Source organism: Enterococcus sp. 9E7_DIV0242 (assembly GCF_002140975.2).
GTDB classification, from domain to species: Bacteria; Bacillota; Bacilli; order Lactobacillales; family Enterococcaceae; genus Enterococcus_L; species Enterococcus_L clewellii.
In genome coordinates, this window is sequence record NZ_CP147247.1 from 3,470,337 (window position 1) to 3,485,442 (window position 15,106).

Consider the following 15,106-nt stretch of genomic DNA (forward strand, 5'->3'; position numbering starts at 1 on the left):
AACGTCTGTCTTTTATCGAAATGGAAAGTTTTAAAAATTACAATCGGAATTTTCAGAAGAAATATGAAATATTCTTGTAATACTTCTTTGGTTCAAATGAAATATGAGTATGTTAAAATCAGTTTGTCGTTAAAAAAGGATTAATTTTTTGATTAAATAAAAAATGGAAAAAATCAGTCGGAGGAATTAAGAGTGAAGAAACGCATATTTGCATCATTACTGTTATGTTCATTGGCACTTACAACTATAGTAATTCCAGCAACAGCTTTTGCAGAAAGCATTGATGAAAAGATTCAACAAAAAAACAGTGAAATTTCGAATTTAAAAGACCAACAAAGTGATGTTCAAACACAAATCGCTTCTTTAGAGTCTACTATTACAGATATTCTTGATGAAGGTCAGGAATTAAAAGACCAACAAACAGCTTTGGAAACAAAATCAGCTGAGCTGAAACAAGAGATAGAAGACTTAAACCAACGTATTGAAAAACGTTCTGAAGCAATCACGAATCAAGCGCGTGACGTACAGGTGAATGGTCAAAGTACAACGATCATGGATGCAGTACTGAATGCTGAATCATTTTCAGATGCAATCGGTCGTATCTATGCTGTGTCAACAATCGTGAATGCAAACAATGATTTGGTCAATCAGCAAAAAGCAGACAAAGAATCTGTTGTAGCGAAACAAGCTGAAAATGAAGAAAAATTACAAGAAATTGAAGATACTAAAGCTGAATTAGAAGTGAAGAAACAAGACCTTGTTTCTAAGCAAGCTGATTTAACTGTATTAAAAACTTCTTTAGAACTAGAGCAAGAAAATGCGGAAGGCTCAAAAGCAGTATTGGAACAACAAAAAGCAGCAGCTGAAGCAGAGCAAGCACGTATCGCAGCAGAACAAAAGGCAGCAGCTGAAAAAGCAGCACAAGAGAAAGTTGCTCAAGAAAAAGCAGCTCAGGAAGCACAAGCGTCAAGCAGTGCTTCATCTGAAACAGCACCAAGTTCTGAGGTTGCTGATACAACACCAGTAGCTGATACAACACAAAATACTGAGCAATCAACTGCACCGGAAACTGGTTCAGGGACAGGCTCATCATCAAATAATAACACTGGAACTGGAAATACAGGTGGTTCAGCAGGCGGTAGTACGGGAACTCCTTCTACATCCTCCGATGTAACATTGAATGCGTTGAATTCTTTACGTACATCACTTGGCTTGAATCCAGTAAGCTGGGATGCTGGACTTGCAGCAACAGCTGCAGCACGTGCCGCTACAATTAATAGTAACGGCTGGCAAATTCCTTCTGATCACTGGTCTCGTGGCGATGAAGTAATCGCAATGATGTGGGGAGCCGGTAATTCAGTTATCATGGCTTGGTACAATGAAACAGGTATGACAACTGCTACAGGTAGTGGTCACCGTGATTGGGAAATCAATCCAGCAACAACTCGCGTAGGCTTTGGCTATAGCGGAGACGTGATTGTTGGACATTCAGCATAATTTTAATAAGATATTGAAAAGCAGATTCCTTTGAGGATCTGCTTTTTTTATTGTCTAAAAATAATATGTTGCATTAAGGTCATTACTGAAAGGAGTATACATAGTTATATTATTAACAGATAGTTCTATTCTAAGAAGAATCTTCGTTTTTCTGGATTACTTTTTATAAATAGAACAGGCGGCCTAAGGGAAAATGGTTACTCTTGACATTTTTCTTAAATCTTGATAAACTTAATTTCTTTTAAAACGTAATAATTACGTTTTGTGCAGCTGATCATAAAATCAATAAGAGAAGAAAGGAAAGTGACCATGGCAAAACAATCGAAAATTGCTAAAGCAAACAGACAAAAAGAACTGATCGATCAATATGCTTCTATAAGAATAGAACTGAAGCGTAGTGGCAATCGTGAGGCTTTGGCGAAACTACCAAAAGACTCAAATCCAAATCGTCTGAAGTATCGTGACAGGACGGATGGTCGTCCGCGTGGCTATATGCGGAAATTCGGTATGTCTCGCATCAAATTTCGTGAATTAGCCCATCAAGGGTTGATCCCAGGCGTAAAAAAGGCCAGTTGGTAACAATAACAACTGGCTTTTAGAGAGTATAGAAATGTATTTAATAGGAGGTTCCATATGGAAAAAAACAGATTTGTCCAGTGCCTACCGTAGGCTGAAAAGCCCCAATATCAAAACACGAAAGCGGGCGCTTAAAGTTATTAAAGAATATAAACGAAGTAAGCAGAAGAAAATTATTTTTATGAATTAGGTTGTTTTCTGTTATTTTGGGAGATACAAAATGGCAATAATGGTTTTTTTTCATTTTCTGATTATGCTATTATAAAAGGGAGTTGAGGGGTACAACCTTTCAACTCCTTTAATAATTTATGTTATGAGTATACCGTATCTTTTAAAATACATGTATTGGGTAAGAGAATTAAGGTTTTTTGGCTATGCTATAATAAAACCAACGAAGTACTGGACAGGAAAGGAAAATAGTGTGAAGACAACGATCGAAATCATAGATTCAAAAGCCGATGAGCAAGCAGCGTTTAAAATCCATCAGCTGTCACCGACGATCGAGAAGGTCATTGGAATTTTAAAAGAGGATGAGCTCTTTTTGATCGGTGAAGCAGAAAATGCAATGTATAAGGTGCCGTTTGCAGATATTTTTTATATAGAAGTTGTGGATAAGAAAAGCTTTATTTATACTGAAAAGTTGGTATATCAAAGTGCCGATAAGCTGTATCAGCTTGAAGAAAAACTGACGCCTTTCGACTTTATTCGCGTATCAAAGTCGATGCTGCTGAATGTGGAAGGAATCAAGGCCATCTCCCCATTATTAAGTGGACGTTTTGAAGCACTTCTGATGAATGGTGAACGGGTAGCAATCTCTAGGAAATATGTTCCAGCGTTAAAAAAAGGGCTAGGAATGGAGCGGTGATATGGAAGTCAAAAAGTATTTAAAAGAAGCATTTCGTCTGACCTCATTGATATTTACAACCTTGATTGCAATCAATCTGGTTCTTCAAAATGATGTCGCACACGATGTGCTGGAAGTCATGCTGCTAATCTCAGCAGTTTCCGGTGGGTTGCATTTCTTGCTCAATGATAATGGAAAATATTCAAATAGACGCTTGATTTTCAATCAGCTGTTGTATCTGTTCATTATCTTTTTCCAGATCGCTGTTTGTAATGTTCTTCTTCAGTGGGAACTGGATATATGGGGATTGTTGATGAACTATGTGGTCGTCTTGATCATTTATGCTTTCATTCGATTTGTGATGTATAACAATGATAAAAAAGAAGCCGATGAGATCAATCAATTCATTCAAAAAAGAAACCGAGATAAGTCTTAAGTGACACTTATCTCGGTTTTTTTGCATCTTAGTTTCGTATTTCGACCACTTGGGAAAAGCCCATTGTTTCAGTAAAAACTATCCGTTATAGTTGATTTATCAACAACACGAAGGAGAAAATTATAATGAATGAATTAGTAAAAGTAATGAACTTAGCGAAACAATATGACGGTCAACAGGTGCTGGAAGCAATCACCTTTTCAATCAACGATGGGGAGCTGTTCTCGATTCTCGGTCCGAACGGTGCCGGTAAATCAACTTTGATTTCATTGATTCTGGGGCTAACAAAAGCTGATGCAGGTGAGATATTATTGGATGGTAAACTATTGGATTCAGATTCCACGGAACATAAATCACTGATCTCCGTTGTTTTTCAAAACAGTATATTGGATTCAGAACTGTCAGTCAAAGATAACTTGGTCATGAGAGCGTACTTCTATACCAACAATTGGAAAGCTGCGAGAAAACTGGCAACAGAAAAATTGGCAGATGTACAAGGAAGTCATCTTTTGAACAAACGCTACGGTGTTCTATCAGGTGGAGAGAGACGGAAGGTCGATATTGCCAGAGCCTTACTAAACACACCGAAGCTATTGTTCCTCGATGAACCAACAACAGGACTGGACATTGCTTCTCGTGCCGATATGTGGCGATTGGTTCATCAATTAAAAGAGAAATATAAAATGACCGTTGTTTTGACCACACATTATATGGAGGAAGCCAGAGATTCAGATAACATCTTAATGCTTTCAGCAGGACAGATTGTTGCCTGCGATGCACCGGAACAATTGAAAGCAACCTATAATTGCTCGACATTAGAGGACGTATTTTTAGCCATTGTTGATAAAGGAATGCCCGCAATGGCATAAATAAGAACCTAGAAGTAGCGGACATCGGACCACCAAAAAGAAAGAACTGATCAATGACTTGAGCAGTTCTCACAAAAAAGAGAAGGAGTTTTTATCATGAATGCATTAGTATATAGAGGGTTATTATTGTTTTTCAAAAATAAACAGGCGGTTGTGGGGTCATTTATAGGCGCATTGATTATGATCGGCTTATATGTCTTTTTATTGGGGGATAGCTTAGTCAATCAATTATCTATGCTATCAAATCCACAGCTAGTTATTGATACATGGATGTTGGCAGGGGTTATCGGAATTGCTTCAGCTAGTTCGACTCTAGGCTCAGTGAGTCAATTGATTCGTGATAAGGAGCGTAATGTTTATACAGATTTCATGATTTCACCGGTTTCTAAAAGTAAAATCATGCTGGGTTACTTTTTCAGTACCTTCTTGATTTCAACAATCATTACGTTAGCAGTCATCATTGTTTCTGAATTGTACATCGTCTTTCTTTCAGATGGAGCCTTCTTGTCGTTGCCGAACTTTGGCTTGTTAGCTCTTGCTGGGATCTTAACAGTATTTTGTTCTTCTTCATTTATGTTTTTTGTAGCTAGCTTCTTCCGTCGTATAGACACGTTCTCAACAATGACGTCAATCATTGGTCCATTGCTTGGGTTCCTAACAGGCTGTTATGTGCCGATTGGCAGCTTACCGGAGGCAACACAAAATGTGATTCAATATTTCCCATTAACAAGTGGTGTTGTGTTGATTCGCCGTGTATTGACTGAAAATGCATTTGCATCAGAAAACTCAGAGGCCGTACAAGCAATCAAAGAAGAGTTGGGCATCGTGATGAACTACCAACATGAAATCCTTGTGCCAGTGTTGATCCTTATTGTATCTAGTCTTGTATTTTTAGGCATCGCTCTTTGGAATGTAAAAAGAATTGAAATGAAACGATAAAATAATAAAAATGAATGAGTCTGAACAGCTATTGAGAAATTTCTTGATAGCTGTTTTTTTGGTCAAAAAACTCCTAGTTACGCTAGGAACCGAATAGATTCCGGCGTGGTAATTAAAAAACTCCTAAACGGTTAAGATGATGTTGGTTTCCCGACCACCACATCAAAAAGTTTAGGAGGTATCTTTATGAAAAAAATTAACGAAAGTTTTGCACACGCTGTATAGAAATGTAAGCTTCATTATGTGATTACTTGGTGTTCGTATTTAAACTTTTGGATGCTCTTCTTAAAAAATAGAGAATGCCGCAAAGGAAAAAGCTTAAAATCAGAGCTCCGGCAACCCCGGCAATAATCATTGTGGAAGATAAAGGATTCGGATTTTTTGAAATATTATAGATAATTAGAGCCGTGCTGCAAAGGATCGGAATAAAATAGACTGTCTTTGATTTCTTTTTCGAAAGCGCACAATAAAGTGTTGAAATAAGCATTACGAAACTAACAATAGTTGGAGTATCCATAGGTAAACAACCTCTTTCTTTATTTGATAAATAAATCATACCATTCATCGTTTGCCAATCAAACTTACAATCGATGTAGTGATGCTTACGAGTTGGTAAGGGTTCTGCTATATGGATAATATCAATGCTTGCAGCATATGAGTGGATTAGAATAGTAGCGATAAATATGAAGCGAATAAATATTTTGATGCAAAAAAAGTGAAAAAGATATACGATGATTATATAGAGAAAAATTCACAGATATATTCAGTGGTGATGTAGAGAAGGTTCTACTATATTAACAAAGAGAGCACTCTCAGAAAAGCTTCATAATCATAACAGAAAAGATAAAGGGGGAAAAACAGTGAAAAGAAACCTAAGTAAAAAGGCTGTTGTAATACGATTTGGAATTTTAGGTTGGTTGTTATACACAAAAAATGAGATGAAATTCGAAAGAAATCCTAGATATATTTTTAGATTATACTCACTTTCATTTCTTGCTTTCTTCTCACTAATAGTAATGTTAGTACTATTAGTTTCGGTGAAAACTTGGGTTTTTTTGGAATTATTTTTAGTCTTGCTTTCGTGTTTCTATGGATTTTGGGCATCGAAATATTTTATGCAGTATTTCTAATAAGAGACAGTAGTGTCTTATTAGAAATAGAAACTCTCAAAAAGGGTAAATAGCCAGAACCAATAATGTAATCTAAAATCAAAAACGATTAGTTGAATTCTCAGTGAGAAGAGGTTTATTCATGAAAAAAAATGATTTAGAGATGTATAAGGACTTTATTGACGGCATAGTTAATATAAGTCAACGAAACTATCAAAAAGCAATTAAAAATAAAAAGGCTTCTTTTTTTGACAAGCTTACTCCGGAAGAATTAGACGATTTTTTTGAATTGTTAAATGAACAAAGAATAGGAGGAATCCATGATTTATTAGTGTACTTAAGTGATATGCAAAACTTGGAAGAGTTGGTTTTTATAAAAAATGAGATAGAAATTCCGAAAGAACCATTTGGAACAGAATTACACTATGATTATGTTTCCAGATTAAATGGGGATTCATGGCCGGATGCACTATCTCGGTAATGGATTATACTTAATAGTGGTTATGAATAGTGATCGGATAAGTAAAGCAATTTGATTTAAAAGGAGTCATTCAAAAACAGATAGAACACAGAATCAAGTAAAAAGCTTCCGAACGAATAGTTCTGAAGTTTTTTTATCTAGAACAACACAATAAGCTACCAGAGTACAGTGGAGTAGATGCCGGATATAGCGGTGAAGAAAATTATATGTGTATATCAATTTTTGGATAGATATAGTTATTAGGAGCGGTTCTGGTATTCAGAAAGACTGACAAACTTTTAGAGGCACCGATAAAAAGTCAGGATACTAGAGAATAGAAAGGATTCAGGCTGTTAAAAGAACTAAAAATGTTGTCATATAGGGAAAAGATGCATAAGACTCTATGAAAGTGAAATGAAGGTTTATTGGGAGAGAGTTGAAAGGATGAGGGGCCTTTTATTGCTTATACTTTGTTTACTCAATCGATTTGAAGTATGTGATTGAGAATAAAATAGAAAAAGGTGAAGTAAGATGGCAGTAGAAGGATCAGTTTTAATTTCAGGCTCTCAATGGTTACAGGGAAAAGGGGAAGCAGTATATTCGAATGGAGGAAATTATGGCACCTATTACCAGTGTGTTGAATTGCCACAGCAAAGGTTATACCCTAACAAAGGTTGGCCAAGAGTGTATGCAGCAGGAAATGGCGGAGCACAATATATTCCTGAAGGCTCACCAGGATTAACTAGATATAACCCGGGCTCTAAGTATATTCCGGTACCCGGAGATTTAGTTATCGAAACTGGTGGTCAGTATGGACACGTATCAGTTGTTGATTATACTGACACGGAGAAGGGTATCATCTATGCGGTAGAACAAAATGGCTCAAACAATGGGCGAGTTACTTACAGTTACAACGGAAGCAATTATGTTGGCCTTTCAGCTAGCCGTACTGTTAAATGTATTCTTCATGCACCGGGGAATAGCTTTAAAAACCCAACAACAACAAAAACAGATGGGCGTAATAGTATTTCAATCAGTAAAGGAAAAATTCATTTAGAAGGCTGGCATATTGATAGTCGGTTAAAAGCAGGCTTGAAAAGCTATGTTTTTATCATGAATGCTGATACCAAAGCTGAAATAGCGAGATACCAAATCACTCGGACAGCAAGACCGGATGTAGGTAAAATATACCCTAACATTCCGGAGTCAGGAAATAGTGGGTTTGATATCACTGTTGGAATCCCGGCAGGAGCAAGAGGGAAAAAAATCTATGTCTTATCTCGATACATTACTGCAGATGATAAAACTGTAATCAGTGATAAGCACTTTACAGACAACGTTGTATCAGTTCCTGGTAATCAAACAGATGGACGTAATAGTATCACTGTTAAAGATGGAAATGTTCGCTTAGAGGGCTGGCATGTTGATACAAAAGTAACTGAGGGGCTAAAGAGCTACATTTTTATTATGAATGCAGATACGGGGAAAGAAATCTCAAGAACCGTGATAACTCGTACGTCTCGACCAGATGTAGCAAATGCTTTTCCTGCTATTGCTTTGGCTGAGAAAAGTGGGTTTGATCTCACGATTCCAATTCCAACCGGTGCTAAAGGAAAACGTATCAATGTACTGTCTCGGTACATTACTGCAGATGATAAAACATTGATCAGTGATTTTCACTATTCCAAAAATGTCGTTGCTATTCCGTAAATAAAAGAAGAGATCAGTAGATGATTTATTTACAACCAGAAGGACTATGTTTCAAGTAATAAGAAAAAATCTACGAAAAGTGTACCCATGATTCTTGTTATACGCGAAATTGATTTCCAAATTTTTTCTGACTAGGTAGGAATGACTCTACTTTTTTATACCTACCTAGTTCTGTTTCATGTTGATGGTGCTTATCCGTTGTGAATCAGGAAGCTCTCTCTTATAGTAGAGGAGAAAGGGGAGCTTTTCATGAAAGAATGGTATGAACAGTTACCGGGGCGCTGGCTGATTCAAGCAACAAACTTTCCCATGTGGCTGTCCGAAAAACGCAAAAATCCTTCCATCACTTACGGTTTACTGGCTACTGAACCCGTGACGCTATCTGATAGAGTAGAATATCGGAATCGAAAGGGGAAAACGAAAGTAATCAAGGGTGTGGATAGTGCAGTTGAAAATGGAAAAAACTTTAAATGGCGTGGTGAAGGCGTTCTAGTCGTACTAAGCAGCTACTGGAGCATTGTAGCAATGGAAGAGAACATTTTGATTATTCGTTTTGAAAAATCCTTAGTGACACCCAGTGGTATTGATGTGCTTATTCGAGAAGGGACTAGTATCTGTGATTTGAAGCTGGAATTGAGAGAGTCATTGGACACGTATGGACTCACCATTGAAGAGTTCAGGAGCCTGAGTTGGCTGTAAAAAGAAAAGTACGGAAATTGAATACAAACAGAGTCCTCTTCGAAAGCTCGTTACCATGCGGCTTTCGAAGAGGACTCTTTTATGGTTGAACAAGTTGTTGAATAGACGTTTCCAACGTTTCGATCGAAATAGGAATAATACGTTCTTTCGTCAGTGAATCGGGTGTCAATAGGGCGTGTTCGCACAATACACGAGTGTTTTGGGAGGCGGTTAGAGCTTGTACGTCAGTGGTCAATTCTTTGTATATTGTTGGGCTGATATGGACATGACAAGTGCTGACAGCTTCCAGCGTCTCTTTATAAAGCAGGTATTTCACATCAGAGTCTGTCACGATATAGGTCTGTAAGTGCGTCCGATCAAGCCGAAGGATTCCGCTTATTTCGAGAGTAAAACGACGTAAAAAGCTAGGATTGATTGCTAGGTCATAAGGTAACTGTTTTGTCCAAGCCGAGATCAAGTCGTCCAATTCCCTATATAATTTGACCTGGCAAGGAGTCAAAATATGCGGTTTTCCGGGAATAAAAAGTTGGTAGTTGTCCCATGCTGAACGGATGAGATGAATCAGCGCCCTTTCAAAAGCTTTATTTCCTAAAAAAGCTTGTTGGAAATGCTGTTCAAGCTGATCGATCAGCAGTCTTACATCTTCGTTTTCAACAATAAAGGCTTGATGAAGCCGCTGAAAGTCCTCTTCTAACAAATGGAAATTTGAGAAGGAATAATCACAGTAATTGACGACTGCACCCAAAAATAACAGCTCGTTTTCGCTTACATAGTTTTTCAACTCAGTCTGTTGCCACGCTTCTTGTATGTAGTGCCAAACAGGTCGTTCTGCCAGATATTTGGCAAATTTTGGTGTAAAACCAAGAGCTGTATTTTTTCTTGTCATACTGATGAAGAATCCTAAACGCAGGATTTCCAGATTTTCTTCATCATAGATTCTGTCACAACGACTATTTAGATGGTCAATGAACTGTTCAAAAGCATGGATTGCATCAGGCTGAGGGAGTTTTGCTCGCCAGCCAAGACGTAAAGAGAGTGTCAATTGCAAGAGCCGATGCTCTATTTCAGTAAATAAAGGGGTATGGTTTTCAATAGAGACACCGCAATTGGTAAGAAAGTCTAATACTTGTTTTTTTAGACTATAAGCTTTGCTGACAGAGATGAACTCAGCTTCGGTCAGCTTGATATAGTCAGTATCTCCGTTTAAAAACAGCTCACAGGTTCTTAAAAAAAGCGAATGAGCAGCCAATTTTTGAAGAAGCTGATACAAGGGTATTGTAGGAATAAAATAAATAGAATAGGTATCTTTTTTGCGTTTGGCTTGGATGATATCCTCTACCAGCTCTTTTTTTAGGCAATTGATATCATTGAGTAAGGTTGTTTTACATACGCCGAGCAGTTCAGCAAAGAGCGCCAGATCCAATTCCTTTTTTGTATAGAATTGCTCACATAAAAAAAGCTGGCGCAGGATATTTTTTTCGATATATTCTTCGATCATTCAAATCCCTCCGTCTTGTTTATAGATGAACAATATCAAAAGTATTATGCCATGGATGGTGGGAAAAATCATCAAATAAGATTCAATTAGAAAGAAATACATAGTTTATTTTGTTATTAAAAAGGAAGTTATGGCGAAATAACTAGAAAGTTCCTTGTGAGTAAGAAAACATGAAGCAGGTATTTTTCTTTTGAAGGTGGATGAAAATGGTACAGAAATTTGTAATGTTCGTTTTTTATCAAAAAACTAAAAGCAATAATTCTCTTTTTTCAAGTATTTTTCGTTAAAATACTCGGACAAACCAGAAAATAATTTTCGTTCTTTTTCTGAAATTTTCTGAAAAATCATGCATTTCTTTTTTTTGGTTGAATTTTGCTGAATTTCACCTATGTTATAAAAAAAATTTTCTGATTTTCCTGTTGTATAGTTATTCCTGTGATACGGAAGCAGCAGTGACGCTTTTCGTAACCAAGTGTTGGCCGACACAAAAATAACTTGGAGGGAAGAAACAATGGGTAAAGATATGGATATTAAAGCACTATTTATTGGCGATAAAGCTGAAAACGGAGAAGAATATAAAGAACTGCTGAATAAAATGGTCAGTGAACACTTAGGATGGCGCGAAAATTATGTACCTTCTGATATGGAGGCTATTCGTGTAGAAGACAAAGAGACACCAAAATACAAAGCAACAAGAGAACATATGCTGGAGGTATTAGAAGAAGTCGGGCAACGAATGCGCGCGGGTTCTATTCCTTGGCATTCTGCTGGTCGCTATTGGGGACAAATGAATACAGAAACGCTGATGCCTTCTTTATTGGCGTACAACTATGCAATGTTGTGGAATCCTAATAATGTCGCTTTGGAATCTTCTATGGCGACTTCTCAGATGGAAGCTGAGGTAGGTCAAGATTTCGCTGAGTTGTTTAGCTTGGAAGATGGTTGGGGCCATATTACTGCAGATGGTTCTATCGCCAATCTGGAAGGATTATGGTATGCCCGCTGTATCAAATCGATCCCATTGGCTGCAAAAGAAGTGTTGCCTGACAAGGTAGCTGGAAAATCTGACTGGGAATTGTTGAATATGTCTGTGGAGGAAATTCTTTCTTTGGTAGAGACATTCAGTGACGAAGAGCTGGACAAGGTAAAAGCAGCTTCTTCAAGAAGCGGCAGACACATTCAAGAGTTAGGAAAATGGCTCGTCCCTCAAACCAAGCACTATTCATGGGTCAAAGCGCTAGATATTTGCGGCATTGGTCTTGAGCAAATGGTTGCTGTGCCAGTACAGGAAAATTATCGGATGGATACGAAAGCACTAGAAGAAAAAATCCGCGAACTGACAAGTAAAAAAATCCCGATCTTGGGTGTTGTTGCTGTAGTTGGGACGACTGAAGAAGGTCAGGTCGATAGCGTACATGAGGTCGTAGCCTTGCGAGAACGTCTACGTAAAAAGGGGATTTATTTCTACTTGCATGTGGATGCAGCTTATGGTGGTTATGCACGTTCTATATTTTTAAATGAAGCAGGGGAATTTATTCCATATGATCAGCTGACTGCACTTTTTGCTGAACATGAAGTATTCAATTATCCGGTAGTGATCGATAAAAATGTTTATGAAGGCTTTAAGGCAATTTCAGAAGCAGAATCTATCACTGTTGATCCACATAAGATGGGGTATGTCCCTTATGCTGCTGGAGGAATTGCCATCAAACATAAAAACATGCGGAACATCATCTCCTATTTTGCGCCATATGTCTTTGAAAAGTCTGTCAAAGCGCCAGACATGTTGGGTGCCTATATTTTAGAAGGTTCTAAAGCCGGGGCAACAGCTGCTGCAGTTTGGACCGCTCATCGTGTGTTGCCGCTCAATGTCACTGGATATGGCCAGTTGATTGGTGCTTCGATCGAAGCAGCACAACGCTTCAGAGATTTTCTTGGTCGGTTGACATTTACTGTGAAGGGGAAGACGATCGAAGTTCATCCATTGAATCATCCGGACTTTAACATGGTCGATTGGGTGTTCAAAGAACAGGGGTGTAAAGATCTAAAAGCCATCAATGAATTGAACGAAAAAATGTTTGACTACTCTTCTTATTTAGAAGGAGACGTATACACGAATCGTTTTATCACTTCACATACAACCTTCACACAAGCCGATTATGGAGACTCACCAGTTAGATTTGTTGAAAGTATGGGGATAGAGGTAGAGCAATGGCAAAAAGAAAAACAAGTGACTTTACTGAGAGCTGCAATCATGACTCCATACTTAACAGACGATAAAATCTTTGATTTTTATACTGCAGCGATCACAAAGGCAATGGAAGCCAAGCTGAATGAGATTATTGAATGAAGCATACTCGTATAGACTATAGATTTGTAGAAATGAAGCAAATGCTGCTTCATTTCTACAAAATAATAAGAAAGAAGGAATGAATCATGTCGAATACTAAATCGTCCAATCAGATCTCGACAATGACGTTTATTGGGATGACCTGTGCCCTGGTTGCAAGTGTACGAAATATCCCGGATGTTGCGGCTGCCGGTTGGACTATGCTCTTTTATATGCTTGTTGCTGTTCTGCTTTATGCATTTCCGGTGTCCCTGATTTCCGGTGAATTTGCCGGAATGTTTCCAGGAGTAGGGGGACCCGAGCTCTGGGTTTCCAATTCTTTAGGAAAAAAATGGGGCTTTGTGGTTTCTTGGTTGTTGTGGGTTCAAATGTTTCCGGGAATGGTCATGGTAGCTTCTGCATTGGCTCCTCTATTTGGCAATATTATTGATAATGTCCCATTAGGCTTAAGCAGCAAATTCACACTCGTCGTGATCCTTATTGTTTACTGGGGAATCACATTATTAAACTTAAAATTTGATATGGCGAAGCTTGGCGGAAAAATTGGTGTCTGGTTAGGGTTGTATCTGCCGTTGGCAATCATGTTGGTATTGGGAGTGGCTGCATGGATGAAAATTGGTTTGCTGCCAACGGGTACACTTGGTCATTTTTCATGGGACAAGCTGATACCAGATATGGCAACGGCTAAATCCTTACAGTATTTTACGCCGATCATGTTTATTTTTACAGGGATCGAAATGTCTTCTGTTTATATTACTCGCTTGAAAAATCCAGTTAAAACGTATCTAAAAGGTATTTTTATAGCATTGATCTTCCTCTTTATTGTAAATATATTGAATGCCTTTGTTGTAGCAAACGTGATTCCAAGTGGAAAGATGGAACTGAACAACATCGCTCAATCAATAACTATCTATTGCCAGATACTAGGACTGCCACATTTTATAGTAAATCTATTTAGTCTATTGGTTTTCATTGGAGTAGCTGTACAATTGTCCGCATGGGCTTCAGGTCCGGCCAAAACAGTGGTGGCAAGCGCAAGAAAAGGGTATTATCCACCTAAGTTTCGATTTTGGAAAACGAATAAATTTGATGTGTCTAAAGCAGTTATCCTGACGCAATCAACGATTATTTCTATTTTTGCCTTTTTCTATCTATTGATTCCCGGGGTAAATCAAGCTTTTTTGATGTTAGTCAATGCAACAACCGTTTTATATTGCCTCGTCTACATCATCATGGGAATCGCTTTGCTTAAATTGCGTCAGTTGAAACCAGAGCTTGCGCGGCCTTTTAGGATCGGTAAAAAGGGAAGTCAAGGGAATGCTACAGTTTGGATGACTGTAGGTATTCTATTTGCAACGATCATTATTTCTGTTGGGTTGACCCTAAAGGCAGGTTCTTTGGTCAATCTGATTGCAGTCATAGGAATCACCAGTATCATGTTCCTGATTCCATTGGGCATCGAAAAAATCAGAAAACCGGAATGGGAAAGTGAAGTTGCGCAACAGATGGAAAAAGAAGAGAAGTGATTCTTTTTGTTGCTAAATCAATCGTTGTTTCATCAAGAAAACAATAAGTAAAAGTAGTTGGAGTTGATTTTATGAACGAGATGAGCTGCCCGTTATGCGGGAAAAAATTTACGTATGAAGAAGTCAGGATGATCGATAGACATGTGAAGAAGAAGATGCCCATTGTTTGTCCGTATTGTGATCAGGTAGCAAAATCAAAGCTATCTCATGGTTATTTTGTTACGTACAAAATTTTATAGTCTGAGAACCCAACCTGTCAACGTATTGTAAGGGGTCCTTAATGCTGTTACGATCTGGATGGCACAAATCAATTTTCTCGGTAATAAGATAACTTGATCAGAAAATGAAGGAGAGACCATCAAGTCCAATTTTTTATTGCTTAGAAGTTCCTTAGGTCCCACCGTTTATCCGATTTTAGATATAAAAAAGGAGTGTGATATTGCGTTATGTTTCACACTCTTACTCAATAAAAAGATTGACAGACAGCTGCTCCTTGTCACGATAAGGACAGCTGTCTGTTTTTATATAATGAAAATGTAGTAAATAGACTGTACAAATTTTTAGTGTTTTCTATCAACTAACGTATAAGATAG

At 37.8% G+C, this 15,106-nt stretch carries 14 protein-coding genes; 13 read left to right on the forward strand and 1 reads right to left on the reverse strand.

Annotation, left to right across the window (positions count from 1 at the left end; genetic code table 11):
- The first annotated feature begins 192 nt into the window (after positions 1–192).
- The 10 genes from A5888_RS16385 (at position 193) to A5888_RS16430 (ending at position 9,139) form a co-directional block, all read left to right on the forward strand.
- Entirely contained in the window at positions 193–1,497 is a 1,305-nt protein-coding gene (locus A5888_RS16385; RefSeq protein ID WP_086350582.1) for a PcsB-like coiled-coil domain-containing protein, read from the forward strand.
- Between the two features lie 309 nt (positions 1,498–1,806).
- Complete coding sequence (gene rpsN, locus A5888_RS16390) at positions 1,807–2,076, forward strand: 30S ribosomal protein S14 (RefSeq protein WP_086350584.1); 270 nt, start codon at positions 1,807–1,809, stop codon at positions 2,074–2,076.
- 31 nt (positions 2,077–2,107) lie between these two features.
- Positions 2,108–2,263 (forward strand): putative metal homeostasis protein, encoded by a 156-nt coding sequence (locus A5888_RS16395; protein ID WP_339101716.1) that lies wholly within the window; start codon positions 2,108–2,110, stop codon positions 2,261–2,263.
- A gap of 231 nt (positions 2,264–2,494) precedes the next feature.
- Positions 2,495–2,938, forward strand: coding sequence for a LytTR family DNA-binding domain-containing protein (locus A5888_RS16400; protein WP_086350585.1), 444 nt, complete (start codon positions 2,495–2,497; stop codon positions 2,936–2,938).
- Position 2,939: 1 nt separating this feature from the next.
- Positions 2,940–3,353 carry a DUF3021 family protein gene (locus A5888_RS16405; protein WP_086350586.1) on the forward strand — a complete coding sequence of 138 codons (414 nt, stop codon included), beginning with the start codon at positions 2,940–2,942 and terminating at the stop codon, positions 3,351–3,353.
- A 125-nt stretch (positions 3,354–3,478) separates the two neighbouring features.
- Positions 3,479–4,222 carry an ABC transporter ATP-binding protein gene (locus A5888_RS16410; RefSeq protein ID WP_086350587.1) on the forward strand — a complete coding sequence of 248 codons (744 nt, stop codon included), beginning with the start codon at positions 3,479–3,481 and terminating at the stop codon, positions 4,220–4,222.
- A 96-nt stretch (positions 4,223–4,318) separates the two neighbouring features.
- Positions 4,319–5,161 carry an ABC transporter permease gene (locus A5888_RS16415; protein ID WP_086350588.1) on the forward strand — a complete coding sequence of 281 codons (843 nt, stop codon included), beginning with the start codon at positions 4,319–4,321 and terminating at the stop codon, positions 5,159–5,161.
- Positions 5,162–6,412: 1,251 nt separating this feature from the next.
- Positions 6,413–6,751, forward strand: a complete 339-nt coding sequence (locus A5888_RS16420; protein WP_339101719.1) for a DUF6547 family protein — start codon at positions 6,413–6,415, stop codon at positions 6,749–6,751.
- 510 nt (positions 6,752–7,261) lie between these two features.
- Positions 7,262–8,440 carry a CHAP domain-containing protein gene (locus A5888_RS16425; RefSeq protein WP_086350591.1) on the forward strand — a complete coding sequence of 393 codons (1,179 nt, stop codon included), beginning with the start codon at positions 7,262–7,264 and terminating at the stop codon, positions 8,438–8,440.
- 249 nt (positions 8,441–8,689) lie between these two features.
- A complete protein-coding gene (locus tag A5888_RS16430) occupies positions 8,690–9,139 on the forward strand; it encodes a hypothetical protein (protein ID WP_086350592.1) in 450 nt (149 codons plus the stop codon).
- 79 nt (positions 9,140–9,218) lie between these two features.
- Here A5888_RS16430 and A5888_RS16435 read toward each other — a convergent pair whose 3' ends face one another.
- Positions 9,219–10,637, reverse strand: a complete 1,419-nt coding sequence (locus A5888_RS16435; RefSeq protein ID WP_086350593.1) for a DNA-binding protein — start codon at positions 10,635–10,637, stop codon at positions 9,219–9,221.
- Positions 10,638–11,148: 511 nt separating this feature from the next.
- Here A5888_RS16435 and tdc point away from each other — a divergent pair.
- From tdc to A5888_RS16450, 3 genes are all read left to right on the forward strand, one after another.
- Positions 11,149–12,987, forward strand: coding sequence for a tyrosine decarboxylase (gene tdc, locus A5888_RS16440; protein ID WP_086350596.1), 1,839 nt, complete (start codon positions 11,149–11,151; stop codon positions 12,985–12,987).
- Between the two features lie 86 nt (positions 12,988–13,073).
- Positions 13,074–14,513, forward strand: a complete 1,440-nt coding sequence (locus A5888_RS16445; protein WP_339101723.1) for an amino acid permease — start codon at positions 13,074–13,076, stop codon at positions 14,511–14,513.
- A 71-nt stretch (positions 14,514–14,584) separates the two neighbouring features.
- Complete coding sequence (locus tag A5888_RS16450; RefSeq protein WP_170924873.1) at positions 14,585–14,752, forward strand: hypothetical protein; 168 nt, start codon at positions 14,585–14,587, stop codon at positions 14,750–14,752.
- Positions 14,753–15,106: the final 354 nt, after the last annotated feature.